Annotated in this window: 23 protein-coding genes; 9 read left to right on the forward strand and 14 right to left on the reverse strand. The window is 53.9% G+C overall.

Features of this window, described 5'->3' with window-relative positions:
* From EPYR_RS00620 to EPYR_RS00635, 4 genes are all read left to right on the forward strand, one after another.
* Complete coding sequence (locus EPYR_RS00620) at positions 1–771, forward strand: ABC-2 family transporter protein (protein ID WP_012666507.1); 771 nt, start codon at positions 1–3, stop codon at positions 769–771.
* Position 772: 1 nt separating this feature from the next.
* A complete protein-coding gene (locus EPYR_RS00625) occupies positions 773–1666 on the forward strand; it encodes a fatty acid desaturase (protein ID WP_012666508.1) in 894 nt (297 codons plus the stop codon).
* Entirely contained in the window at positions 1656–2960 is a 1305-nt protein-coding gene (locus EPYR_RS00630; protein ID WP_012666509.1) for an ATP-grasp domain-containing protein, read from the forward strand. The genes EPYR_RS00625 and EPYR_RS00630 overlap by 11 nt, the downstream gene beginning before the upstream one ends.
* A 243-nt stretch (positions 2961–3203) precedes the next feature.
* Positions 3204–3713 carry a GNAT family N-acetyltransferase gene (locus tag EPYR_RS00635; RefSeq protein ID WP_012666510.1) on the forward strand — a complete coding sequence of 170 codons (510 nt, stop codon included), beginning with the start codon at positions 3204–3206 and terminating at the stop codon, positions 3711–3713.
* An 80-nt stretch (positions 3714–3793) separates the two neighbouring features.
* Here EPYR_RS00635 and EPYR_RS00640 read toward each other — a convergent pair whose 3' ends face one another.
* From EPYR_RS00640 to EPYR_RS00655, 4 genes are all read right to left on the reverse strand, one after another.
* Complete coding sequence (locus EPYR_RS00640) at positions 3794–4645, reverse strand: PhzF family phenazine biosynthesis protein (RefSeq protein WP_012666511.1); 852 nt, start codon at positions 4643–4645, stop codon at positions 3794–3796.
* Positions 4646–4995: 350 nt separating this feature from the next.
* On the reverse strand, positions 4996–6558 hold the full coding sequence (gene mqo, locus EPYR_RS00645; protein ID WP_012666512.1) for a malate dehydrogenase (quinone): 1563 nt from the start codon (positions 6556–6558) through the stop codon (positions 4996–4998).
* 379 nt (positions 6559–6937) lie between these two features.
* On the reverse strand, positions 6938–7705 hold the full coding sequence (gene tpiA / locus EPYR_RS00650) for a triose-phosphate isomerase (protein ID WP_012666513.1): 768 nt from the start codon (positions 7703–7705) through the stop codon (positions 6938–6940).
* A gap of 118 nt (positions 7706–7823) precedes the next feature.
* Complete coding sequence (locus tag EPYR_RS00655) at positions 7824–8417, reverse strand: DUF1454 family protein (RefSeq protein WP_012666514.1); 594 nt, start codon at positions 8415–8417, stop codon at positions 7824–7826.
* A 90-nt stretch (positions 8418–8507) separates the two neighbouring features.
* On the opposite strand from EPYR_RS00655, the gene EPYR_RS00660 reads away from it, so the two are divergent.
* Positions 8508–8951 (forward strand): DUF805 domain-containing protein, encoded by a 444-nt coding sequence (locus EPYR_RS00660; RefSeq protein ID WP_012666515.1) that lies wholly within the window; start codon positions 8508–8510, stop codon positions 8949–8951.
* Here EPYR_RS00660 and fpr read toward each other — a convergent pair.
* On the reverse strand, positions 8942–9688 hold the full coding sequence (gene fpr, locus EPYR_RS00665; RefSeq protein ID WP_012666516.1) for a ferredoxin--NADP(+) reductase: 747 nt from the start codon (positions 9686–9688) through the stop codon (positions 8942–8944). The genes EPYR_RS00660 and fpr overlap by 10 nt on opposite strands.
* 112 nt (positions 9689–9800) lie before the next feature.
* On the opposite strand from fpr, the gene EPYR_RS20860 reads away from it, so the two are divergent.
* Together EPYR_RS20860 and emrD are read left to right on the forward strand one after the other, a co-directional pair.
* Positions 9801–9962 (forward strand): hypothetical protein, encoded by a 162-nt coding sequence (locus tag EPYR_RS20860; protein WP_197525172.1) that lies wholly within the window; start codon positions 9801–9803, stop codon positions 9960–9962.
* A gap of 35 nt (positions 9963–9997) precedes the next feature.
* Complete coding sequence (gene emrD / locus EPYR_RS00675) at positions 9998–11176, forward strand: multidrug efflux MFS transporter EmrD (protein WP_012666518.1); 1179 nt, start codon at positions 9998–10000, stop codon at positions 11174–11176.
* A 46-nt stretch (positions 11177–11222) separates the two neighbouring features.
* On the opposite strand, the gene glpX is transcribed toward emrD, so the two are convergent.
* Entirely contained in the window at positions 11223–12233 is a 1011-nt protein-coding gene (gene glpX / locus EPYR_RS00680; RefSeq protein ID WP_012666519.1) for a class II fructose-bisphosphatase, read from the reverse strand.
* Positions 12234–12446: 213 nt separating this feature from the next.
* Between glpX and EPYR_RS00685 the strand changes: the two genes are divergently transcribed.
* A complete protein-coding gene (locus EPYR_RS00685) occupies positions 12447–13439 on the forward strand; it encodes an arsenic resistance protein (RefSeq protein WP_012666520.1) in 993 nt (330 codons plus the stop codon).
* Between the two features lie 55 nt (positions 13440–13494).
* On the opposite strand, the gene glpK is transcribed toward EPYR_RS00685, so the two are convergent.
* Positions 13495–15009 (reverse strand): glycerol kinase GlpK, encoded by a 1515-nt coding sequence (gene glpK, locus EPYR_RS00690; protein ID WP_012666521.1) that lies wholly within the window; start codon positions 15007–15009, stop codon positions 13495–13497.
* Positions 15010–15052: 43 nt separating this feature from the next.
* The gene (locus tag EPYR_RS00695) at positions 15053–15886 is read right to left on the reverse strand and encodes an MIP/aquaporin family protein (protein ID WP_012666522.1); all 834 of its coding nucleotides are present in this window, start codon (positions 15884–15886) and stop codon (positions 15053–15055) included.
* A 439-nt stretch (positions 15887–16325) separates the two neighbouring features.
* Here EPYR_RS00695 and zapB point away from each other — a divergent pair, with 439 nt between their 5' ends.
* A complete protein-coding gene (zapB, locus tag EPYR_RS00700) occupies positions 16326–16565 on the forward strand; it encodes a cell division protein ZapB (RefSeq protein ID WP_012666523.1) in 240 nt (79 codons plus the stop codon).
* A 95-nt stretch (positions 16566–16660) separates the two neighbouring features.
* On the opposite strand, the gene rraA is transcribed toward zapB, so the two are convergent.
* The 6 genes from rraA to priA all read right to left on the reverse strand — a co-directional run bounded on the left by rraA (position 16661) and on the right by priA (position 23799).
* Complete coding sequence (gene rraA, locus EPYR_RS00705; protein WP_004167848.1) at positions 16661–17146, reverse strand: ribonuclease E activity regulator RraA; 486 nt, start codon at positions 17144–17146, stop codon at positions 16661–16663.
* 183 nt (positions 17147–17329) lie between these two features.
* The gene (gene hslU / locus EPYR_RS00710; protein ID WP_012666524.1) at positions 17330–18661 is read right to left on the reverse strand and encodes an HslU--HslV peptidase ATPase subunit; all 1332 of its coding nucleotides are present in this window, start codon (positions 18659–18661) and stop codon (positions 17330–17332) included.
* Between the two features lie 12 nt (positions 18662–18673).
* Positions 18674–19204: an ATP-dependent protease subunit HslV gene (gene hslV / locus EPYR_RS00715; protein WP_012666525.1), complete on the reverse strand. Its 531-nt coding sequence runs from the start codon at positions 19202–19204 to the stop codon at positions 18674–18676.
* A gap of 91 nt (positions 19205–19295) precedes the next feature.
* On the reverse strand, positions 19296–20183 hold the full coding sequence (gene ftsN / locus EPYR_RS00720) for a cell division protein FtsN (protein WP_012666526.1): 888 nt from the start codon (positions 20181–20183) through the stop codon (positions 19296–19298).
* A 170-nt stretch (positions 20184–20353) separates the two neighbouring features.
* Positions 20354–21391, reverse strand: a complete 1038-nt coding sequence (gene cytR, locus EPYR_RS00725; protein ID WP_012666527.1) for a DNA-binding transcriptional regulator CytR — start codon at positions 21389–21391, stop codon at positions 20354–20356.
* Positions 21392–21600: 209 nt separating this feature from the next.
* Positions 21601–23799 carry a primosomal protein N' gene (gene priA / locus EPYR_RS00730; protein WP_012666528.1) on the reverse strand — a complete coding sequence of 733 codons (2199 nt, stop codon included), beginning with the start codon at positions 23797–23799 and terminating at the stop codon, positions 21601–21603.
* Positions 23800–23904: the final 105 nt, after the last annotated feature.

A 23904-nucleotide genomic window follows, 5' to 3' on the forward strand; every position in this document is an offset into this window, starting at 1 on the left:
ATGAAGATCATTTTTTATTATATCTATATGAACGCCTGCAGGCAGTTTGTCTATGGTAAAAACTTGAGTGGAGAATTTATCCTTTCACTCAGTTATTATCTCGTTCAGTTTGTATTTATTGATCAGCTATCATCTTTTTCTGGAAGGCTGGGAAGCTATAGCAAAGAAGAAGTTCACTTGATATTTGTTGTTTTCGTTCTTCTTGGCTTGTTATTGAGTATTTTCACCCATTCAGTTGAAACTTTTTTCGACAAGGTAGCGCATGGAAAAATTGAAGTTTATCTCACCAAGCCTGTTTCAATCTGGATTATGATGCTGCTTGGCTGGTGTAAGCCACTGCATCTGATCAATTTCATTATTCTTTTTCTCTGTGCTTACCTTTTTGTCAGCGTGCCAGAGATGTCAGGTAGCGATCTCAACTGGTTGTCATTTATCTTAGCGTTAGTTTGTATCTTTTTAATCAATATATGTTTCTTCATGATCTTCAATTTTCTGACATTCATTACCAGTCGGAAAATGCCGGTAGATTACTTCCATGAAATGATTTTCGAACTTTCATTCATCCCGGTCGCTATCTATCCGTCAGCGATCGTCAAGTGGCTGCTCTTTTTGCTGCCAATGGGGTTTTCTGCGTCACTGCCGGTATCACTATTATTGGGGAAAAATGAGTGGAATATAGGATATTTGCTGTTAAGTACCGTGATTATCATCACTGTCACCACTATTAGCTATCGGGTTAGCATCGGTAAGTTCAATGGGCTGGGAGGATAATATGGACGTGCAACTGATTAATAAGATTAAGCATGAAAATAAGAGAAAATCGATATTTAAGGCATCGATAATAGCCTTCGTAAATGTATTTATTCCGTGGCTAATTGCTTGTCTGTCCTGCTGGGCGACTACATACTCTCCCATTTTTTATCTATTATTTCCCTTCCTGTCATTTTATATTGGTACGCGTTTTAGAGCCATTAATAATATGTCGCATGAAGCGATTCACTTCAGTTTTTGCCGTAACAGAAAGGCCAATGAAATATTCGGTGAAATTTTTGCAGTAGCCGAGTTTTCAAAGTTTGAGTTGATCAGAAAAGAACACATGACACATCATAAATATTTGGGTGACATGAAAAGAGACATGGATTTTAGCGGTATCCGTCAATACGGATTGCACAAGAAAATGACTCGTCGGCGTACTCTTCGTCATCTCCGTCAGGCCTTGCTTTTGCAGCAAATAAAGGACACCTTTTTTTTTATCATATTCGATCGTGATGCCCCAGACTGGGCAAACACTCTGCGTGTTTGCTACCTGTTAATACTGTTCCCGGTGTTTATCTGTTTTCCTCTCTGGTTTTTTTGTCTTTTTATTATTCCCTTTTGCTATTTTTATCAGGTGCAGAAGCATCTGACAGACGTTTTCGATCACGGCGGATTACTGAAAAATGACGATCCGGTGCATAAATCGAGAAACTTCATTATTAAAAACCGCTTTCTCAGCGCCCTTTTGCTGCCTCGCTTCGATGGTTATCATCTGGTACATCACTTGTTACCCTGGGTAAGCGTAGAGAATCACCGACAGGCGCACCATATTTTGCTGGAAAATAGCGAGTACCGCAGCAGAGAACATGCTGCGCTGAAGCAGCTGCGGGAGTGGCTTAATGACAAATAGCAGCCTTTATTCAACTAACAAGTTGATCGATCTCAGCGCTGCCAATGCCTGGCGATTGCAGGCAATTGAACATGGCATCATCGATCCTTCATGGGAATGGCTACTGACAGCTGTTGCATATCACCACGACCCGTTGCAACGTCTTCAGCTATCACTGGCACGTATTGAGCGGTTGATGGAGGAAGTCTGGATCGCTTATTTTCATCAGCCAGCGACACTGCTGCGAGAATTAGGCATCCCTGAGTGGATGCTTAATTATATTAAGCTCGATAAATGTGTGATGCCGGTTCCTTTACGCTGGGACGCCATTTGCCGTGAAACGCATTGGAAAATTATCGAGATAAATACCGGGTTTTGTTTGGGGGGGCTTAATGGCTTTTCCGTCAACCAACAGCGTGAAGATTTTTATGCCCGTAGTGGTTCCGACATTGCTATGGCGCAGCTGGATAATACTTTCCGTTTCCTGGCGGAGAGCCTACGCCCCGTTGTTGGTGATAATGCGGTAATCCCGGTGATCGAAACAGCCGGAGGTTATGAAAAATACGGTTTTTATTTGCATCACTTTGTGATGAATATGAACAAAACCCGTTCGGGCTTCTACATTTCTGGCACGGTTGCTGATTTTGAAATCATTGAAGAGCAGATCTTCTTTAAGGGTCATGCTGTCATGCATTTTATCCCAATGTTCAACTTATATGAGCTATCTGAAAACCAACCCGATCACCGGTTTTTTCTTCATCATCTGAAAGAAGAAAGCCTCGTCTCATTGTTGGGTTTCAGGGAGCTGATCTTCTCAAATAAAGCGTTTATTCCCTGGCTTGTCAGCTATGCGGCCGCCACGCGGAGTGCTGAGGAGGCGCAAGAGATAGCCGATCTTTTTCCCCGGAGCACGGTTTTGTCGAACGGTAATGTCAGGTCATTTTTTGACGGCGATTTCATTCTCAAACCGGCAGAGGGCTATGGCGGAAACGGTATTGTCTGTAGCTGGCTTTGCCAACGGGATGACTGGATCAACGCCCTGCAACATGTGCTGTCTGATGGCGACCTGTGGCTTATTCAGGAAAGAATCATCGGCAACGTATCGTATATGCAGTCTGTTGATGCCAGCGGAAACATGAAAGAAGGGTGCTCATCGGTGGTACATGGTTTTATTACCCTGCGCGGGAAATTCATCGGAAATCTCACTCGCGCTGCCATCGGAATTCAGCAGCCTGGCATTATTAACGCTCATCAAGGGGCCGCTTTTGGGCTGTCCGGTCTCAACCTGAATATGAGTGCGAAGAGGATTTTATGAATATAACCGTGTGGCAGTGTGACAAATGTGGCTATATGCAAAATTTGGATGCCGCCGAATGTAAAACAAGCGATATTTTTTGTCTTAAGCATACTGAACATGATGTTAATTACAGCTTGTATATTTGTAAGTGGTGTTTATTTTCTGCCTTTAAATATTGCGCCCGGCCTGATGTACTCACGTCAGTGCACACAGAAAATCAGAATTTTTATCACCTGAAGTTCAGAAGAAAAAGGTAAGAACATGGCGGTATACAATAAAGTCGTTGCTGATGATTTCGACGTACCGCTTGTTGTGCAGGGAGACAGGTTTACTCTTCGCCCGCTCAGTCCGGAGTACGCAGATCTGGATTATGCGGCGGTGACGGCGAGTAAGCCCATACTGGGTGATATTTTTTCCGACTGCTGGCCGGAAGATATTCGTAGCAGGGAAGATAATCTTGCTTATATCAGCGAAGATTATCAGGATTTCATTGATCGCACCGGTTTTTCTTATATCATCCTGGATAATGATGAGCGCTTTTGTATTGGCTGTGTTTATTTATTTCCCTCCTTATATGAAGGTAGCGATGTCGCGGTTTATTACTGGTTCAATATTGAGGTGGTTGAAACGCCTCTTGCAGAAAAGGTTGAATCGTTTATTCGCCAATGGGTTGGCGATTTTTGGCGTATTGAAAAACCGGCTTACCCCGGCCGGGATATTCCCTGGGGCGAGTGGTTAAGTCGCTCACGAAAGATATTTCCAGAGAATTAATCCTGTGCACAATGCTTCAGGTTGCCTGGTCAATCTGGTCGGGCGTATGCGGCGGACTATACGACAGCCCGCCCCGGTACTTATATGGTGACAGTACCGTTAATCACCGTGACGGTCTGGCCGCCAATCCAGATACCGTCACAGGCATAATTAACGCTAAGGCGCCCCGCGCGCTGTATAGCCGTTCCCTGTCGGACGTGATAATCCAGCTCCACCCCGCGCGCCTGAAAATAACGTGCCAGGCAGGCGTTGGCGCTGCCGGTCACCGGGTCTTCTGCCAGTGCGCCCTGTTCAATCATTAGCGCCCGCACCTCGTACTGCTCATTTGCACCTTGCAGCGGCGCGAATATCATGACCCCATTTACCCGTGCTTTTTGCACCAGGCGGGTAAACTCAACCGCATCCGGTTTCGCCGCCAAAACGGCCTCAGCAGAGGTCATCGGCACCAGCAGCCAGCGAATACCCATATCAGCGATCATCATCGGAAGCTGTTCTTCCAGTCGTTCGCTGTTGAGCGCGCTGCTAATCGGCGCATCATTGAACGGAGTCAGAATGGCCTCCGGTGCGGCAAAGGCCAATGCCCCGCCCGCGCCGATTTTGACTTTTACCAGACCCAGCTGACACTCCTGCACGATTTGACCAGGATGTTTGAGCGCATGACCGGCTTCCAGTAGCGCGTGAGCGGTGCCGAGCGTTGGATGGCCGGCAAAAGGCAGCTCCATGTCTTTGGTAAAAATACGCACCCGGTAGTCGGCAGCGGCATCCGTTGGCGGCAGCACGAAAGTGGTTTCCGAAAGATGGGTCCAGCGGGCGATCGACTGCATCTGCGCATTGCTCAGACCGCTGGCATCCATGATCACCGCCAGCGGGTTACCGTTGCAGGGGGTAGTGGTAAAAACATCGACCTGTTTGAAAGGGCGTTTTAGCGTCATAGCTGTACCTGTCAGTGTTTAATATCAATGAGTATTGATAAAGCATAGCGGTTAAAAAAGGCAGGGGTTTATGCTGAAAGATGAATTCACTCCGGCGGCGATGCCGCTCATCTCGCAGGCCAGTGCGCCGGTACGTTTCAGCGCCCAGATATAGCGTTCATCGAACGGATAGCAACAGGAGAGCCGTAGAGTAGGGTGACAGCGTTCGCCCTGGATCCAGAGCGCGCCCGATGACCTATATCGGTGTGGCCTGTTCCAGGCGGTAAATCCTAAAGCCTGGCTGATGGCAGCAGTGACATAATGCCAGTAGAGGGGAGAGGCGGCCCACTGCGCGGCCGCCTTTGTCAGGGTTATTTTCCGATGACAGAATGGGTTGTGATGGTCGGTTCATCGTTGGCAGCCGGATCCATCGGCGTGTAGTCCAGCTGCAGAATGCGGCTGGTTTCAGCCAGTTCTTTCTCGGTGGCGGCAACGTTACCGTTCAGCTTCTGTCCATAGAACGGGATAATTGCCTTCAGCTTGCTCTGCCATTGCGGTGTGGCCATCTGCTGTTTAAACACTTTGCTCATCAGTTCCAGCATGATGGGTGCTGCAGTAGAAGCGCCGGGGGAGGCTCCGAGCAGGGCTGATATCGTGCCGTCCTGTGAAGTGACCACTTCGGTACCCAGCTTCAGCACGCCGCCTTTGCTGGCATCCTTCTGGATTATCTGCACGCGCTGACCGGCTTTCACCCTGCGCCAGTCATGCTTCTGCGCCTGTGGGAAATACTCGCGTAATGCATTGATACGGTCATCTTCACCCAGCATCACCTGGCCCACCAGATACTTCACCAGGTTAAAATTATCAAGGCCGACACGCAGCATCGGCGCCAGGTTCGACGGGGTGATGGAGCTGAACATATCCCACAGGGAACCCTGTTTCAGGAACTTGGTGGAAAAGGTAGCGAAGGGGCCAAACAGCAGCACCTGCTTGCCGTCCAGCACTCTGGAATCCAGATGAGGAACCGACATCGGCGGTGCGCCAACGGAGGCTTTACCATATACCTTCGCATGATGGCTGTTGACCAGTTCCGGGTTATCGGTGACGAGGAACTCGCCGCCGACCGGGAATCCCGCGTAGTTTTTTGCTTCCGGAATCCCGGATTCTTGCAACAGCTTCAGGACGGCCCCACCGGCCCCGATAAAGACGTATTTCGCCCTGATGACTGTTTTTTCATCGTTGTTTTTCAGGTCGGATACGGTAACGCACCAGCTGCCATCGGTATTGCGTTTTATGCTACGTACTTCACGACTGGTCTGGCGCTGAAAATTTTCGCTCTTCTGTAGCGATGCCACCAGCTGACGGGTGATTTCACCGAAGTTAACATCCGTTCCGGTCGGAATTCGGGTTGCTGCGACTTTCTGCGTAGGGTCGCGGCCTTCCATCACCAGCGGTACCCATTCTCCGATCTGCTGCGGATCTTCTGAGAACTCCATACCACGAAACAGCGTGCTTTGCTGAAGGGCCGTGAAACGTTTTTTCAGGAACTTGACGTTGGCGTCACCCCAGACGAAGCTCATATGCGACACGCTGGTGATAAAGCTTTGTGGATTGCTCATCACATGACGTTGCACCTGGTGCGCCCAGAAACGACGGGAAATCTGGAATGCTTCGTTGATCTCTATCGCTTTTTTGATACTGACAGAGCCGTCGGCATTTTCCGGGGTGTAGTTCAGCTCCATCAAGGCTGAATGGCCCGTTCCGGCATTATTCCAGCCGTTCGAGCTCTCTTCTGCCACGCCGTCCAGACGTTCTACCATGCTGATGCGCCATTCCGGCTCCAGCTCTTGCAGGTAAGTACCGAGTGTGGCGCTCATCACCCCACCCCCGATAAGTAATACATCGACGTGATTGTCTACTGCCATTTTGCGCATGAGACGACATCTCCGTGTGTTGAATTAAATCAACATGTTAGCCAGGGAAACAGCGCTGGGGGGTCAGCAACCAGTCTGACTGCCCCGCTATTCCAGGGTTGCTGACAGTGAAAAACCACTCGGTTTAAAGGTGTTTAATCGCTGTGCAAATGCTTCAGAAATATACCATTGTTACCGGAGAATTAAAAAATTGTTTAAAGATTAAAAGTAGAAATGATAACGGTCATAGAATAAGTAACATTTATAGCGATATTTGCATGAGCGGCAGCGATAGCGCTTGCCTGTCTGTATGAACAGGTTGGCGTCAGCGTGAGGGAGATGAAAGAGAGGATAAAACGGTTTGGCAGGATCCTGCCCCGCATGGGGCAGGATAACCTCATCAGGCTCTTTTCGCCGCCGCCGCCGCTTTAACAATCGCTGCGAAGGCATCGGCTTTCAGGGATGCGCCGCCCACCAGAGCGCCGTCGATATCTGGCTGAGCAAACAGCTCTGCCGCATTTTTATCGTTCACAGAACCACCGTACTGAATGATGACCTGAGCGGCCACCGTCGCATCTTTCTGCGCGATATGGTCGCGGATAAATTTGTGTACTGCCTGAGCCTGAGCCGGGGTAGCTGATTTGCCCGTGCCGATTGCCCATACGGGTTCATAAGCGATCACCACACCAGTGAAAGCATCAGCGCCCTGCGAATTCAGTACCGCATCGATCTGACGTGCGCAGACTTCTTCGGTTTTACCCGCTTCATTTTCCGCTTCGGTTTCACCAATGCACAGCACCGGGATCAGACCCGTCGCCTTCAGCACGGCAAATTTTTTCGCAATCAGTTCATCGCTTTCTGCGTGCCAGGTACGGCGCTCGGAGTGGCCAATAATGATGTACCGTGCGCCGATGTCTTTCAGCATCTCGGCAGAAACTTCGCCAGTGAAAGCGCCAGACAGGTTAACGTCAACGTTCTGCGCACCCAGGGCGACAGGGCTGCCGGAAATGGCCTGCTTCGCCTGATCCAGATACATGACAGGGGGAGCAATCGCCACCCCACAACCATCAACGCCGCTCAGCTCGGTACGCAGACCGGCGATCAGTTCGTTGACCATGTGCTTGTTGCCATTGAGTTTCCAGTTACCCATCACTAATGGATGTCGCATTCTATCCTCCACGCTTCGAGAGTGTTAAAGCTGCCGACGGGCAGCATTGTCTGCCTGACAGTATAGAGATCAAATATCGGAAAGGCTTTGCTTTTTGTTATCCTTCTGGCCTGCCATTTCAGGGTGTTGCCAGCGCCAACTTCACCGGCTCCACCGCGAAGGTCAGCCCTTTTTCTCCGTTGTCCGCAACGATATAACGCAGCGCGCCCTCGGTTTGCTGGGAAAAACGTAAACCCTTCCCCTTTGCCAGCAGTGCATTTGCCCGCTGAAGGCTCTTTTCAGCGCTGAGCATCGGTTCGAAGAAGCGTATGAAAGCAGTCATATAAGCCAGGGCTTTATCGCGTGAGGCTTTCTGTTCCGGGCCGGGGATCGGTAGCCAGGTTATCTGCAAGGTTTTGATTTTTCCGGTGCCGTGCTCCAGCGCGGTAGAGGAGTAAAGATTTTCATTGATCTTGCTGGCCGCACGCGTCAGATTGCTCTTGTCATTCCGGCTGTCAATGGCGCGATATTCAACTAAAGGTAGTGCCGCGTTGGCCGCATTATACTTCTCGCGAAACTGAGCAATGGTTATATCGAAGACAGGCGCACCTGTCTGCAAGTACGGCGCGGCCGATATGGGATCCGTCTGGCCTGCTGGATCGACAGCGGCGTAGGTGGCAGTTGTCGTTATGGCGGCAAGCAGTACAATCCCTGCCCAAATTGCTTTTTTCATTTCGTTGGCTCTAATCCGTCAATTCAGCCCAAGATTAAAACGGACAATGGCCGTCCAAGTCAAAGGCACCCGAACCCTGAGATAAAAATAATGACCTTACAACAGTGGTGTTTCTCTTATCGCGGACGTCTCAGGCGCCGTGACTTCTGGATATGGCAGTTTTGCTGGCTGTTGATGCTGGTGCTGCTGTTTACGCTGGCGGGCAATGGTTTACTGGACACACAAACCGCCGCTTTCTGCGTGGTGGCTCTGCTGTGGCCAACCAGTGCGGTGCTGGTAAAGCGTCTGCACGACCGCAATAAAGGCGGCCAGTGGGCGCTGCTGATGGTGATGGCCTGGATGCTGATGGCGGGAAACTGGGCGATGTTGCCCAATGAGGCACAGTGGCTGGTGGGGCGCATTATTCCTACCCTGATTCTGGTCAGCATGTTGGTGGAGCTGGGCGGTTTTGCCGGCACGATCGGCGACAATCGCTTTGGTAAACCGGCGCAGTCGGTGGTATTGCTGCGCCGCAGGATGGCTGATTACCAGTAATGCTCGCTGGTGATGTGCCCCGGCTTGCGCTTGAGGTGTTTACGCATAGCTCGGCTCTCTTTCAGCAATTGTTGCGTGTCACGTACCATCTGCGGGTTGCCGCACAGCATCACATGGCTGTTTTCGGCATCCATTTTCAGTCCGGTGACGGCCTCCAGCTGCCCGTTTGCAATCAGTGCGGGAACTCTGCCGGTAAGCGAACCGGTAATCTCTTCACGGCTGACCACGGTGTGAATCTGTAGCTGCCCGCTGTAACGCTGCTGTAGCTGCTGCATCAGCGGCAGATAGCTTAAATCCTGTGCATAGCGCGCCGCATGGATCAGCACGATATTTTTAAAACGCGCCAGGCCTTTCCCTTCCTGCAAGATAGACAGATACGGGCCGATGGCCGTGCCGGTTGCCAGCATCCACAGCGTCTCGCACGGCGGAATTTCATCAAGGATAAAGAAACCCTGGGCGTCTGCGGTGATCATCACCTCATCACCGGGTTGCAGCGCATGCAGCTTCGGGCTGAGTTTACCCTGCGGCACGGTAACCAGGTAGAACTCCAGGTCTGCACTGCCTGGTGCATTGACATAGGAGTAAGCGCGCACTACGCGTTCGCCGTCTATCTCCAGCGCCAGCTTGGCGTATTGGCCGGCGGTAAACGGATCGATGGGGGCCGTCACCGTCAGGCTGAACAGACTGTCGGTCCAGTCGGTGACTTTTTTTACACGGGCATTAACCCATACGGCCATAAAGAACTCCTTAATTCGCTTGCAACATGATTGGCGTTTCTGCGGCTATCTTCACCAGCCATGACGGTTTTTGCCAGCTGGCGGCCGTAGTAAAAGCTCATATCGACAAAGTATGCGCACGAATGGCCCCAAGCGTAAAAAAAAACGTACAGCAGCGCCTTTTTTTACTGACAGTAAAGCGTCTGCTATTTATGGCACCGCACTCGCTTTGTCTGATAATCCTGATATTTTCTCCGCCATAATGCCGGGCTTTCTGGCGAATCCTGCTGGCTAAAGGATTTTTTCCGCAAATTATACTGATGTGAGTCGATGAAAAAGATTGATAACGGATACCTGTTGGTGATGCTGATTGCTTTGCTGGCGGTAGGGCAAATGGCGCAGACCATCTATGTCCCGGCGATGCCGACCATTGCTGCGGCCTTTCATATTGGTGACGGCATGGTGCAACGGGTGATGGCGGCCTACCTGATGACTTACGGGGCGTCACAGCTGTTTTATGGCCCGCTGTCAGACGGCATTGGCCGTCGCCCGGTGATTTTTTTGGGGATGGCGGTGTTTATTATTGGCTCGGTTACCGCGCTGCTGGCAAGCAGCCTGAACGCACTGGTGCTGGGAGCGGCCATCCAGGGAATGGGCACCGGCGTGGCCGGCGTAATGGCGCGTACCATGCCGCGCGATCTCTATTGCGGCAGCGCGTTGCGCCATGCCAACAGCCTGCTGAACATGGGGATTTTGGTCAGCCCGCTGATTGCGCCGGCGATCGGTGCCGGACTGACGTATCTGTTCGGCTGGCAGGCCTGTTTCGCCTTCTTGCTGCTGCTGTGCCTGATGGTGTCGGCCGCGATGATGCGCTGGCTACCGGAGACCCGGCCAGCGCATCAGCCGCAGCGGCCGTTTTTCTCGCGCTATCGTCCACTGCTGGCCGATGGTCATTTTGTTCGTTACCTGGTTATCCTGATAGGTGCGCTGGCCGGAATTGCGGTGTTTGAGGCCAGCTGCGGCGTACTGATGGGCGGCGTGCTGGGAATGAGCAGCCTGGCCATTAGCCTGCTGTTTATTCTGCCGCTGCCCGCCGCCTTCTTCGGGGCCTGGTTTGCCGGACGCAGTAACAAACCCTTTGTCAGCGTGATGTGGTACGCGGTAAACAGCTGCCTGCTGGCGGGCGTGATGATGTGGATACCCGGCTGGCTGGGGATCATGAACCTGTGGACGCTGATCGTGCCTGCATCGCTGTTCTTTTTCGGTGCCGGGATGCTGTTTCCACTGGCGACTACCGGGGCGATGGAGCCGTGGCCGTATATGGCGGGTACCGCCGGGGCGCTGGTGGGCGGGTTACAGAATCTGGGTTCCGGCCTGACCGCGTGGCTGTCGGCCATGCTGCCGCAAAACGGTCAGTTCAGTCTCGGTATGCTGATGTTTGCCACCGCGCTGCTGATCCTGCTGTGCTGGCTGCCGCTGTCTAAGGAGCCTGAACCGCATAGGGTTTAAACGCCAGCGGCCGGGCTTCTTGTTGCGAGGCCCGCCAGCGGGCAGATTACAGGATATACCGATGCAGGTTTTCGTCTTTCAGGTCGAGAAAATGAATCGACTGGATGCGGCGAATGGTGCGCGATTTGCCGCGTATCAGCAGCGTTTCGCTGGTCGCCATATTGCCTTTGCGCGTGATGCCTTTTAACAGGTCGCCGCTGGTAATGCCGGTGGCTGAGAAAATGACGTTATCGTTGCGCGCCATCTGCTCCAGCGCCAGCACCTGGCCGGTCTCTATACCCATTTCACGGCAGCGAGCCTGTTCCTGCTCGCCCAGGCGACGGTTTTCAGTACTGTCCCCTTTTACCTCATGTCGAGCCAGCAGGCGAGCCTGCATATCGCCATCCAGCGCGCGGATCACCGCAGCAGAAACCACACCCTCCGGCGCGCCGCCGATGCCGTACATCACGTCGACTTCGCTGTCCGGCATACAGGTGAGGATGGAGGCGGCGACATCGCCATCCGGGAAGGTAAACACGCGCACGCCGAGCTGCTGCAGGCGGGCAATCACCGCATCATGACGCGGCTTCGCCAGCAGCGTGACCGTCAGTTCACTCAGCGGTTTATTCATGGCGTTGGCAACGCGCTGCAGGTTTTCTTCCAGCGGCAGATTCAGGTCAATCGTGCCTTTCGCCGCCGGGCCGACCACCAGTTTTTCCATATACATATCAGGGGCGTGCAGGAAGGTGCCTTTATCGCCCACGGCCATCACCGCCAGCGCGTTGGCCTGGCCCAGCGCGGTCATGCGCGTGCCTTCAATCGGGTCAACGGCAATATCCACTGCATCACCGTTGCCGGTACCGACTTTTTCACCGATATACAGCATCGGCGCTTCATCAATTTCCCCTTCGCCAATCACGATCTGTCCGTCGATATCCACCTTATTAAGCATGATACGCATCGCATGTACCGCCGCGCCGTCCGCCGCATTTTTATCGCCACGGCCCAGCCACTGATAGCCAGCCAGCGCGGCTGCTTCGGTGACACGGGAAAATTCAATCGCCAGTTCTCGTTTCATGATATGCCTCGGAAAAATCATCAGGCGGCAAGTTTATCATCGTTACGCCCCCGTTCCTCAAGGCTGTGGCGTTGCAGTTCGGTTTTGTTCTGGTGATACCGATGCGGACGCGGTACCTTTCATCAAAACATCAGGCAATATGACTGAAAATAAAGCCTTCTCCGTCACGCTCCTTGCATGGCGTTGACCTCATAAGATAAGGAACAATGATAAATGTTTGTATCAGCCGCTAACATGGCGACCCGTATCAGGGACGGGTTTGAACACCATCAGGTCATCATTTATTTTATGGCGGTGATGACTGCCGGCCTTGCCGCCCTTGTTCTGCCAGCGACAACGGCTCTGAGATCCGCCATTAACCCGGCGTTGGCATTGATGCTATTTGTCACCTTCCTGCAGGTTCCGGTGGCCGGGCTTGTTAAGGCGATAACGCGGTTACGTTTCTTGTTACCTCTGTTACTGGCTAATTTTCTGTTTATCCCGGTACTGGTCGCCATCCTGATACCGTTTCTGCCGCAGAACACATTGTTACGGCTCGGCGTGCTGCTGGTGCTGCTGACGCCCTGTATCGACTATGTCGTCACCTTTGCCCAGCTTGGGCGCAGTGACTTCCGCCTGCTGCTGGCATCCACGCCGGTATTACTGATTGCCCAGGTGCTGCTGCTTCCGCTATATCTGCACCTTTTCCTTGGTGAGCAGGCTACCGGCCTGGTGCAGCCCAAACCGTTTATTGATGCTTTCCTCTGGCTGATTGCGGCTCCGCTGTGTCTTGCCGCAGTGACGCAGCTGTGGAGCAGGCGCAGCAGGCTGGGCGGTTCGGTCGCCGTGGGGCTTGGCCTGTTGCCGGTGCCGGCGACCGCCGTGGTGTTATTTATCGTGGTGGCGGCCATGTTGCCACAACTGGGAGAGGGCTGGCCCCTGGCCTTGCAGGCCATACCGGTCTATGTTGCTTTCGCCGTTCTGGCCCCGCTGGCCGGATGGACGGCCGGCAGAATGTTCCGCCTGGAGCCTGCTGCGGGCAGGGCAGTGGCATTCAGCGCCGGAACCCGTAACTCTCTGGTGGTATTGCCATTGGCGCTGGCCGTGCCGGGTGCTATCCCTGTTCTGCCTGCCATTATCGTCACGCAGACTCTCGTTGAGCTGTTGAGTGAGCTGATTTACATCCGCCTGATCCCGAAGCTGGGTCAGATGCGACAAAATCAGTAGCGGGATTGATGCAGGGGAAGAGATGCCCGTGGCTGGCTACCACGGGCGGGTGGGATTACCTGTCGTCGGCCTCTTCCCACGCCTGAGCGCGGGCAACGGCTTTTTTCCAGCCGGCGTACAGCACGTTACGCCGGGTGGTTTCGATGCCCGGGCGAAATTCGCGTTCGATCACCGACTTGGCACGCACTTCATCCAGGTCTTTCCAGAAGCCAACGGCCAGGCCCGCCAGATAGGCCGCCCCCAATGCGGTCACTTCACGCACTTCAGGGCGCTCAACGCGCGTACCGAGAATATCGGACTGGAACTGCATCAGGAAGTTATTGGCAACTGCACCACCGTCCACGCGCAGTGATTGCAGGCGGGTGTTGGCATCGTTCTGCATCGCTTCCAGTACATCACGAGTTTGGTAGGCGATCGACTCCAGCGTGGCGCGGATAATATGGTTAGCGTTGGCACCACGCGTCAGGCCGAAGATGGCACCACGGGCATACGGATCCCAGTACGGTGCGCCCAGGCCGGTGAAGGCGGGCACCATATAAACACCGTTGGTGTCTTTCACTTTCGTGGCGAAATATTCGGAGTCTGCGGCGTCACCGATCAGCTTCATCTCGTCACGCAGCCACTGAATCGACGCGCCGCCGATAAACACCGCGCCTTCCAGCGCGTAGTTGACTTCACCACGCGGCCCACAGGCGATGGTGGTCAGCAGGCCTTGGGTGGAGGTGACGGCTTCGGTGCCGGTGTTCATCAGCATAAAGCAGCCGGTGCCGTAGGTGTTTTTCGCCATCCCCGGCTGAACGCACAGCTGGCCGTACAGCGCCGCCTGCTGATCGCCGGCAATACCCGCAATAGGGATGCGCGTGCCGCCTTTACCGCCAATGTTGGTCTGGCCATAAACTTCAGAGGACGACTTCACTTCCGGCAGCATTTCACGCGGAATATCGAGAATTTCCAGCATGCGCTGATCCCATTCCAGCTGATGAATGTTGAACATCATGGTACGCGAGGCGTTAGTGTAGTCGGTGATGTGCACCCGTCCTTGCGTCATCTTCCATACCAGCCAGCTGTCGACGGTGCCAAACAGCAGTTCGCCACGCCGGGCGCGTTCGCGCGAACCTTCAACATGGTCGAGGATCCATTTTAGTTTGGTGCCGGAGAAGTAGGGGTTAATCACTAATCCGGTGGTGTGGCGAATGTACTCTTCCAGCCCCTCTTTTTTTAGCTTTGCGCAGTAATCAGCCGTGCGCGGATCCTGCCAGACAATAGCGTTATAGATCGGTTTGCCGGTCTGTTTTTCCCAGACAATGGTGGTCTCACGCTGATTGGTGATGCCAATAGCGGCAATCTCGTCGGAATTGATATCCGCATGCGCCAGCACTTCCACCAGCGTGGAGCTTTGCGAAGCCCAGATATCCATCGGGTCATGCTCAACCCAGCCAGGCTTAGGGTAGATTTGCTGGAATTCGCGCTGCGACACCGCGACAATATTGGCGTCATGATCGAGGATCACGGCGCGGGAACTGGTGGTTCCCTGGTCGAGCGCGACGATATATTTCTTTTCGGCAGTCATAGTCTGTTCCTGATGGGGTAAGCCGTAAGCAGAGCTGCGCTTATCATTGTTCAGCGCGCGATGCGGGTTTGTCGTGTTTCTCCACAACTTCACCCGGAAGATTGCTGGCAATCAGAGCGCGGTAGCCAAAGGCACCGAGGCTTGCGCCAAGCAGCGGGCCAAAAACCGGTACAAGGAAATAGGGAATATCACGGCCGCCGGTGAAAGCAACAGACCCCCAGCCAGCGACCCAGGCGAACAGTTTGGGGCCGAAATCTCGTGCCGGGTTCAGGGCAAACCCGGTCAGAGGCCCCATTGAGGCACCGATGGTGGCGATCAGCAAACCAATCAGCAGTGGGGCTATCGGACCACGCGGCAGGCCGTTACCGTCATCGGTTAGCGCCATGATCAGCGCCATCATAATGGCAGTGATGGTCAATTCAACCAGAAACGCCTGGCCCACGCTGATATGCGGATTGGGATAGGTTGAAAAGACGCCGGCGAGATCGAGACTTTCCACGCTGCCGCGTACCATTTGATGCGTCTGTTCGTAATCAAGGAACAGATTATGATACAGGCCGTAAACCAGCGCGGCAGAGCAAAATGCCCCGGCAACCTGGGCGAGAGCATAAGGGATCACTTTGCGGCCATCAAAGTTGGCAAACAGCCACATGGCAACGCTAACGGCGGGATTAAGGTGAGCACCAGAAATGCCGGCAGTGAGATAAACCGCCATTGCGACGGCAAGCCCCCAGACAATGCTGATTTCCCACTGACCAAAGCTGCTTCCTGCGACTTTCATTGCCGCGACACAGCCTGCCCCAAAAAAGATGATGGTGGCCGTGCCGAGGAACTCCGCGATGCACTGCCCCTTAAGTGTGCTTGTTGCATAACTCATAATGTCATTCCTGTAGGCGAGGTGAAGGGTTGTTTTGATCCATTGCCGGAACAGCCGAATTTGCTGTAGAGTTTATGTAAATTTATCGTTAACGAGCATTAACGAGAAATAGCGAAATCGAAAATTGTGTTCTGTGTCATGAAAATGAGCGTTTGCGCGTGGTTTAGCGCTTCGCAAACCCCATAAGGTGGGTTCAGGCGCTCATAAAATGTTCATTTTTTTTTCTTATTTGCTTATCCGTTGGTGGAGGTAAACGAGATTAAAACCAGGTTCAGGATGAAAATTATTACAGACTGCACTCGCGTCAGGGTTCCCTGCTGGACTTGCGCTGCTGGTCTACTTACAATCGATGCATCGTTGTTATCCGCGGAATGCCGGTTCATTCCTCACCCCTGCGGCTAGCATCATCAATGCCCTGCGATTAGGAGAGGTTAGAGAAATGTCATTTGAAGTGTTTGAGAAACTGGAAGCGAAAGTACAGCAGGCGATTGATACCATCACGCTGTTGCAGATGGAAATCGAAGAGCTAAAAGAACAAAACGGCAATCTGAACCATCAGGTTCAGCAGGCATCCGGCAGCAGAGAAACGCTGGTGCATGAGAATCAGCAGCTGAAAGAAGAGCAGCACGTCTGGCAAGAGCGTCTGCGTGCGCTGCTGGGAAAAATGGAAGAGGTCTGATGCCTCTCGCTCGTTAAAACAGAGAGCGAAAGCTGAGAACGGGTGCCGTGTGGCACCCGTTTTGCTATTCGGTTGGGTCGGTCGGGTCGGTCGGGCTATTCAATATCAAGCGGGACTTCAGACAGGATCATACCTGTATTGTCAGCATACAGGTGGTCGCCCGAGAAGAAGGTAACGCCGCCGAAATTCACCCGCACATCGCTTTCACCAATGCCTTCGCCGGCGGCTCCGGCCGGAATGGCGGCAATCGCCTGAATGCCAATATCCAGCTCTTCCAGGTCATCAACCTGGCGCACCGATCCATAAACGACGATGCCTTCCCACTCGTTTTGCAGCGCCAGCCTGGCGAGAGCAGCATCAACCAGCGCGCGCCGCACCGAACCCCCGCCATCAACCAGCAGAATGCGGCCACGACCGTTTTCCTCCAGCAAATCGTAAAGCAGACCGTTGTCCTCGAAACATTTTACCGTGATGATTTGCCCGCCAAACGAGGTGCGCCCACCAAAGTTTGAGAAGAGCGGTTCAACGACGTTCACATCTTCGTGATAGATGTCGCACAGTTCTGACGTATCGTATTTCATAAGGTTTTCGTCTGTTTGCCACAGGATGTTTAAGTATATCGCTTAAAGATGGCTGTTGGCAAAATCATCAATGGTTAAACATTGATGCGAAGGCATGAGGAATTCGTTCAATTCAAGATGCGAGTCGCAATGCGGCAAGGGAAAACAGAAACCCGGCGGTAAAGCCGGGTTGTAGAGTAAGGGTTACAGAATAAAGCGGCTGAGGTCTTCGTCGGCGACCAGTTCGTCCAGATGCTTACTGACGTACTCGGCATCGATAGTGATCGACTGACCGTTAAGGTCGCTGGCATCATAGGAGATCTCCTCCATCAGACGCTCAAGCACGGTATGCAGGCGACGGGCGCCGATATTCTCTGCGGTTTCATTCACCTGCCAGGCGGCGGCGGCGATTTTGCTGACCCCGTCTGCGGTAAAGTTGATATCCACCCCTTCGGTGTTCATCAGCGCTTTGTACTGCACGGTGATAGAGGCGCTCGGCTCGGTCAGAATGCGCTCGAAATCATTCGTGGTCAGTGCCTGTAACTCGACGCGAATAGGCAGACGGCCCTGTAGCTCAGGGATCAAATCTGACGGGCTGGCCACCTGGAATGCACCGGAAGCAATAAACAGGATATGGTCAGTTTTCACCATGCCGTGTTTGGTTGAGACGGTACAGCCCTCCACCAGCGGCAGCAGATCGCGCTGTACGCCTTCGCGCGAAACGTCCGGGCCGGAAGATTCGCCGCGTTTACACACTTTATCGATCTCATCGATAAACACAATGCCGTGCTGTTCTACCGCTTCGATGGCTTCCTGCTTCAGTTCTTCCGGGTTGACCAGCTTGGCCGCTTCCTCTTCTACCAGCAGCTTCATCGCTTCTTTGATTTTCAGCTTGCGTGGTTTCTGTTGCTGGCCGCCGATGTTCTGGAACATGGACTGCAGCTGGCTGGTCATCTCTTCCATGCCCGGAGGTGCCATGATCTCCACCCCGCCGGAAATCGCCGCCAGGTCTATTTCGATCTCTTTGTCATCCAGCTGACCTTCACGCAGTTTTTTGCGGAATGCCTGGCGTGCAGCGGATGGCTCTGCTGCTGCTTCGTTCTGGCCCCAGTTATTTTTCGCTGGCGGGATCAGCACGTCAAGAACGCGCTCTTCGGCCATCTCCTCGGCGCGGTAGCGGTTCTTTTCTATCGCCTGTGAGCGCACCATTTTGATCGCGGAATCGGTTAGATCGCGGATAATCGAGTCTACTTCTTTACCCACGTAGCCCACTTCGGTGAACTTGGTCGCTTCTACTTTAATAAACGGCGCATTCGCCAGCTTGGCCAGACGACGGGCAATTTCAGTTTTACCCACACCGGTTGGGCCGATCATCAGAATGTTTTTTGGCGTCACTTCATGACGCAACTCTTCGTCCAGCTGCATGCGGCGCCAGCGGTTGCGCAGGGCGATCGCCACCGCACGTTTGGCGCCATCCTGGCCGATGATAAATCTGTTCAGTTCGCTGACAATCTCGCGCGGAGTCATAGCAGACATAAATTAGGATCCTTACGCTTTGGACGGTAATTCTTCGATGGTGAGGTGGTGGTTGGTGTAAATGCAGATATCACCTGCAATACCCAGCGCTTTCTCCACAATGTCGCGCGCGCCAATATCGGTATTTTCCAGCAGCGCACGCGCTGCTGCCTGAGCGTATGGACCGCCCGAACCGATGGCAATTAAGTCGTTTTCCGGCTGGATCACGTCACCGTTGCCGGTGATGATCAGTGAGGCATTTTCGTCAGCCACGGCCAGCAGGGCTTCCAGCTTGCGCAGCATACGATCGGTACGCCAGTCTTTCGCCAGTTCCACCGCCGCTTTGACCAGGTGGCCCTGGTGCATTTCCAGTTTTCGTTCAAAAAGTTCGAACAGGGTAAAGGCATCTGCCGTACCGCCAGCAAAACCGGCAATGACTTTGTCATTGTAGAGACGACGCACCTTTTTAACGTTGCCTTTCATTACCGTATTACCGAGGGTAGCCTGGCCATCGCCGCCAATGACTACCTGGCCGTTACGTCGTACGCTTACTATTGTTGTCACGGGCAGACCCCTTGTTACCGTCAAAAAAAACGGCCCTGCTCATTCGCGCAGGGCACTGATGTAACCAGATATGGGGCGGATTTGAGGGGTTTCAACCCCCGGCGGCAACAGGAATGCAATTTGAGTGGCCGGAACCATGCAGGCGTTTCAGGGTATTGTCCGCCGCGCTGAGCCCGTTATAGGGGCCGATAACGACGCGGTTCCAGCCACCGCCGGTAGTGATGCGGCTTTCGAAGCCTTCAAATGCCAGCTGGGCGCGGATGGACTCAGCCTGTTCGCTGCCTTTGAATGAACCGCATTGCACAACCCAGCGTTGGGCGGCCTGTTTTTCCGCTTCTTTCGGTTTGTTTTCAGCTTTCGGCTGCGGGGCTGCTTCCGGTTTTACCTGACGAACCGGCTCACGCGTTGCCGGCGTAACGGTAACGGAATGGGGAGAAGGAATCGGCGTGCGCGACGACTGAATGATCTGCGCGGGCATGCGCGACTGCTGCTGTAACTGGTTCTGCTGCTGGCGTTGCAGGGTCTGCTGGCGCTGCACCGGGGTTTGCTCGTTCCATGGCACTTCGTTGAGCTGGGTTGGCTGCTGGCGCATATCCGCCTGCATTTGATCCAGCAGCTGTCGCTGCTCATCGGTGAGCTGCGCCTGCGAATGCGCTTCACCGCCTGACGTCGGCTCCGTGGGTGTTGGAACGCCAATCTGGCGATTCTCCAGTTCTTTTATATAGCGCCAGCGCTCTTCCGGCTTGGGTGGCAGCCCGTTGCCGGTTGCTTTGTGGTCCGCCATCATCGGCGTCTCTTCTTTTTTATGATGTGCAATAAACCACAGGCCACCCACGAAGGTTACCAGAACGGCGACTGCCAGCACTATCATGATTTTCGATACGCCCGTTCCGCTGCTGCGTTTTTTGCCGCGACTGCGGGTTTTTTTACCACGCGTCCCTGTCGCCCGCCCGCGGCTTACATAATCTCTTTGTGCCACTATCGATCCGCTAATATTCTATAAAAGGTAGGCCGGGTGAAAAATGGTGCAGGTTGCCCGGCGATGGTCCGCCATGTTACTTAAGGGGCGGAAGTTTGACCAGCGGCGATCTTACTAAGAATGCGCTGATTTACCCTCCGGAATGAGGGAAACCCGTCACTGCAGAAAATTCAGTCACGCTCGCGCAGCGAAGGTGCAGTACTACCACGGATTTTCAACTCGAAATCCAGCAACCTTGAACCGTTGCTGACGGTTTTTCCCTGTAGCTGCTCTAGTAAGAGTAGCATCGCTTCGCGGCCGATGTTGAATCGCGGCTGAGCCACGGTAGTTAACTGTGGATCGCTATAGCGTGACAACTCTATATCATCGAAACCGATCAGCGACAGGTCTTGCGGCACGCGCAGCCCCATGTTTTTCGCCTGTGACATGGCACCCAGAGCAATAATATCGCTGTGACAGAACAGCGCGTCGGGCGGTTTTGGTAGCCTCATCAACTGTTTCATTGCCTGTGAACCAGCGTCGAAAGTAAAGTCACCGCGCACAATGTATTGTGGATCCACGGTGACGCCGTGACGACGCAATGCCTGAATGTAGCCCTGCAGGCGATACTGGCACAGTGGCATCTCCTCCGGCCCGCCAATACAGGCTATGCGCCGGTGGCCGAGTTTCTGCAGATGGCTAACTGCTTCAAAAGCCGCCGTCAGGTTATCGATATGCACCGTCGGTATTTCCCGCTCCGGGTCAAATTCATTGGCCATCACCATCGGCGGCAAAAGACGCGGATCCTCCATGCTGGTATCAAACGGTATTGACGACCCCAGCACCACCACGCCGTCCGTCTGGCGCGTCAGCATCATATTTCGGAACGATTTCTCCTGCTGGCTCTGGTGCGCGCAGTCGCCGATCAGCACCAGATAGCCGTGCCCGGCAGCGACAACCTCAATGCCACGAATGATTTCACTGAAAAAAGGGTCACAGATATCCGGGACAATGACCAATATGGTGCGTGATTCACCACGTCTGGCGTTACGGGCGATGGAATGAGCGGAGTAACCAACGGCAATAACCGCCTGTTCAACTTTACTGCGCGTGGCAGCGGAAACCTTTTCCGGATTCATCAGGGCGCGGGAAACCGTTGCCGTGGATACGCCTGCCTTGTTCGCCACGTCCTTCATGGTCGCCACGGTGGTATCTTGATTGTGCTCCAACGTTTCTCTCCTCACGCCAGCTTAAGCAGCTGACCTGACCAACTTATAGCGATGAAAATTTACGCTAGTTCAGGCTTATCTTCCTGCAGCCAACAATCTCGCATTCTTAACAAATATAGCGGCACGCTGTTACTTAATTTGCATAAAAGTTGTGACTTGTGCGACTTTTTTCGATCCGCTACGCAACTTTGCAGGTACAAGGTGCGCCGTTAACTCTCCGTCGGGTCGATATCCAGTGTCCATTTGACCTTGCGCGCCTGCGGCAACGTGCCAATCAACGGCAGGCTGTTTTTAATTAAACGCTGAAGTAACGCGCGTGAAGGATGTTGTAACAGTAACTGCCAGCGATAACGCCCGCTGCGCTTGGCTTGTAATGCCGGTACTGGCCCCATCACCCAGAAAGACCGATCGTTAAGCGGGCTGGCCTCAAGCAGGTTGCGCAGCTGTTGCAGAAACAGGCTGGCCTGTTGGTTATCATGATCTTCTGCGCGAAACAGAGCGTGACGGGTGAACGGCGGCAAAAATACGCTGTTACGTTCGCTTAAGGCCTGGCTGGCGAACGCATCATAGCCCTGATGCAGTAACGTTTGCAGGAGCGGGTGTTCGGGATGGTGGGTTTGCAGCAGGACTTCGCCCTGTTTACCGGCGCGCCCGGCGCGCCCGGCGACCTGAGTATACAGTTGAGCAAAGCGTTCAGCGGAGCGGAAGTCGGCTGAAAACAGTGCTCCGTCCACATCCAGTAGCGACACCAGCGTCACATCCGGAAAGTGATGACCTTTAGCCAGCATTTGCGTACCGACAAGGAGTCGGGCGCCACCGCGATGCACTTCCGCTAACTGCCGCTCCAGCGCCCCTTTGCGGCTGGTGGTATCACGGTCGATGCGCGTTAACGGCACATCGGGAAACAGTTCGCCGAGGTTCTGCTCAAGCTGTTCCGTCCCCAGCCCGACCGGCACCAGATGGGTGGAACCGCACTGCGGGCACTGATGCGGGATCGGGCGCTGGCTGTCGCAGTGGTGACAGCGTAGCTGCCGCTGATGCTGATGGAGCGTGTAATAGTGGTCGCAGCGCTGGCATTCGGCAATCCAGCCACATTCGTGGCAAAGTAGGGTGGGAGAGAACCCACGGCGGTTGAGAAACAGCAGTACCTGGTTATCGGCTTTAAGATGCTGGCCAATTTTTTTGACCAGCATCGGCGACAGGCCGCCCTGCAGCTTAACGCCTTTCAGGTCGACCAGCAGCTGTGTCGCTTTGCTGGCATTCCCGGCTCGTTTGCTCAGGTTAAGCTGGCGATATTTACCCAACTGAACGTTGTGTAACGTTTCCAGCGCCGGGGTGGCTGACCCCATGATGATAGGGATATTTTCCTGACGTGCGCGGAATACCGCCAGATCGCGCGCGTGATAACGCCAGCCCTCCTGCTGCTTGTAAGAGCTGTCGTGCTCTTCATCAATGACGATCGCTCCCAGGCGGGCAAAGGGGGTAAACAGCGCAGAACGGGTGCCGATGACAATGGCCGTTTCACCGCTGCGCGCGCGCAGCCATACGGCGAGACGTTCGCTGTCATTTAATGCGGAATGCAGGACATCCACCGGGGCGTTGAAACGCTGGCTAAAACGGGCGATGGTCTGTGGCGTCAGACCGATTTCCGGCACCAGTACCAGCGCCTGGTGGCCGCTGGCAAGGACATTTTCCAGTACGCTCAGGTAAACCTCGGTTTTTCCGGAACCGGTGATGCCAGCCAATAGCCAGGCCGAAAACTGGTCGTCGGCGCTGCGAATGGCACCGACGGCGGTGGCCTGTTCGGTGTTCAGCCGCAGACGTTCACCGTTTACCGCATAGTTTTCGCGCCAGTCTTGTTGCGCACGCGGCTGCGCCTTGAGTTCACACAGTCCCTTAGCGCGCAGCGCCTTAAGCGTGGCCTCGGTGATGTTGTGCTGTCTGACTTCATGGCGATAAAGCACCCTGTTACGTAACACGGCCAGCGCCTGCTGCTGCTTCGGGGCGGGCTTCAGGCTTTCTGGTGCGGTGGCGCGCCCTTCATCGGTTATCAACCACTGCCACAGCGGTGCCTCTTCGGCCGCTTTTCCCTGTCGTAGTAGTACCGGCATGGCATGAAACAGCACTTCCCCTAACGGAAAGTGATAGTAGTCCGCCGCCCACTGCAGGATGCGCCACAGGGAAGGAGGATACAGTGAGCAGGCGTCCAGCACCTCATGCACGCTTTTCAACTGGTCTGGCGGAAAATCGCTGTGTTCGCCGATGGCCACCACCACCCCAATCGCCCGGCGTTGACCAAAAGGTACGCTCACACGGCCGCCGATAACCGCATGGCTGAGATGGGGGGGCAACAGATAATCGAAGTTGCGGGCTAGCGGAACGGGTAGCGCGACCTGAACAACGGGCATGGATTCATCCGGGTGAAAAACAGAGCGAGTTAGTGTACACTGTGTCGTCCGCAATGTGCGGATCCGATTGCAGCGGGTGGTTAATTTCTGTATAGTCCGCCGCCG

It is taken from the genome of Erwinia pyrifoliae DSM 12163 (genome assembly GCF_000026985.1).
Classification (GTDB): Bacteria; Pseudomonadota; Gammaproteobacteria; order Enterobacterales; family Enterobacteriaceae; genus Erwinia; species Erwinia pyrifoliae.

What these genes read in the sequence shown, in the direction of transcription:
- EPYR_RS00620 (WP_012666507.1), top strand. Translation starts at nt 1, where the DNA reads ATGAAGATCATTTTTTATTATATCTATATGAACGCCTGCAGGCAGTTT.
- EPYR_RS00625 (WP_012666508.1), top strand. Translation starts at nt 773, where the DNA reads ATGGACGTGCAACTGATTAATAAGATTAAGCATGAAAATAAGAGAAAA.
- EPYR_RS00630 (WP_012666509.1), top strand. Translation starts at nt 1,656, where the DNA reads ATGACAAATAGCAGCCTTTATTCAACTAACAAGTTGATCGATCTCAGC.
- EPYR_RS00635 (WP_012666510.1), top strand. Translation starts at nt 3,204, where the DNA reads ATGGCGGTATACAATAAAGTCGTTGCTGATGATTTCGACGTACCGCTT.
- EPYR_RS00640 (WP_012666511.1), bottom strand. Translation starts at nt 4,645, where the DNA reads ATGACGCTAAAACGCCCTTTCAAACAGGTCGATGTTTTTACCACTACC.
- mqo (WP_012666512.1), bottom strand. Translation starts at nt 6,558, where the DNA reads ATGCGCAAAATGGCAGTAGACAATCACGTCGATGTATTACTTATCGGG.
- tpiA (WP_012666513.1), bottom strand. Translation starts at nt 7,705, where the DNA reads ATGCGACATCCATTAGTGATGGGTAACTGGAAACTCAATGGCAACAAG.
- EPYR_RS00655 (WP_012666514.1), bottom strand. Translation starts at nt 8,417, where the DNA reads ATGAAAAAAGCAATTTGGGCAGGGATTGTACTGCTTGCCGCCATAACG.
- EPYR_RS00660 (WP_012666515.1), top strand. Translation starts at nt 8,508, where the DNA reads ATGACCTTACAACAGTGGTGTTTCTCTTATCGCGGACGTCTCAGGCGC.
- fpr (WP_012666516.1), bottom strand. Translation starts at nt 9,688, where the DNA reads ATGGCCGTATGGGTTAATGCCCGTGTAAAAAAAGTCACCGACTGGACC.
- EPYR_RS20860 (WP_197525172.1), top strand. Translation starts at nt 9,801, where the DNA reads ATGCGCACGAATGGCCCCAAGCGTAAAAAAAAACGTACAGCAGCGCCT.
- emrD (WP_012666518.1), top strand. Translation starts at nt 9,998, where the DNA reads ATGAAAAAGATTGATAACGGATACCTGTTGGTGATGCTGATTGCTTTG.
- glpX (WP_012666519.1), bottom strand. Translation starts at nt 12,233, where the DNA reads ATGAAACGAGAACTGGCGATTGAATTTTCCCGTGTCACCGAAGCAGCC.
- EPYR_RS00685 (WP_012666520.1), top strand. Translation starts at nt 12,447, where the DNA reads ATGTTTGTATCAGCCGCTAACATGGCGACCCGTATCAGGGACGGGTTT.
- glpK (WP_012666521.1), bottom strand. Translation starts at nt 15,009, where the DNA reads ATGACTGCCGAAAAGAAATATATCGTCGCGCTCGACCAGGGAACCACC.
- EPYR_RS00695 (WP_012666522.1), bottom strand. Translation starts at nt 15,886, where the DNA reads ATGAGTTATGCAACAAGCACACTTAAGGGGCAGTGCATCGCGGAGTTC.
- zapB (WP_012666523.1), top strand. Translation starts at nt 16,326, where the DNA reads ATGTCATTTGAAGTGTTTGAGAAACTGGAAGCGAAAGTACAGCAGGCG.
- rraA (WP_004167848.1), bottom strand. Translation starts at nt 17,146, where the DNA reads ATGAAATACGATACGTCAGAACTGTGCGACATCTATCACGAAGATGTG.
- hslU (WP_012666524.1), bottom strand. Translation starts at nt 18,661, where the DNA reads ATGTCTGCTATGACTCCGCGCGAGATTGTCAGCGAACTGAACAGATTT.
- priA (WP_012666528.1), bottom strand. Translation starts at nt 23,799, where the DNA reads ATGCCCGTTGTTCAGGTCGCGCTACCCGTTCCGCTAGCCCGCAACTTC.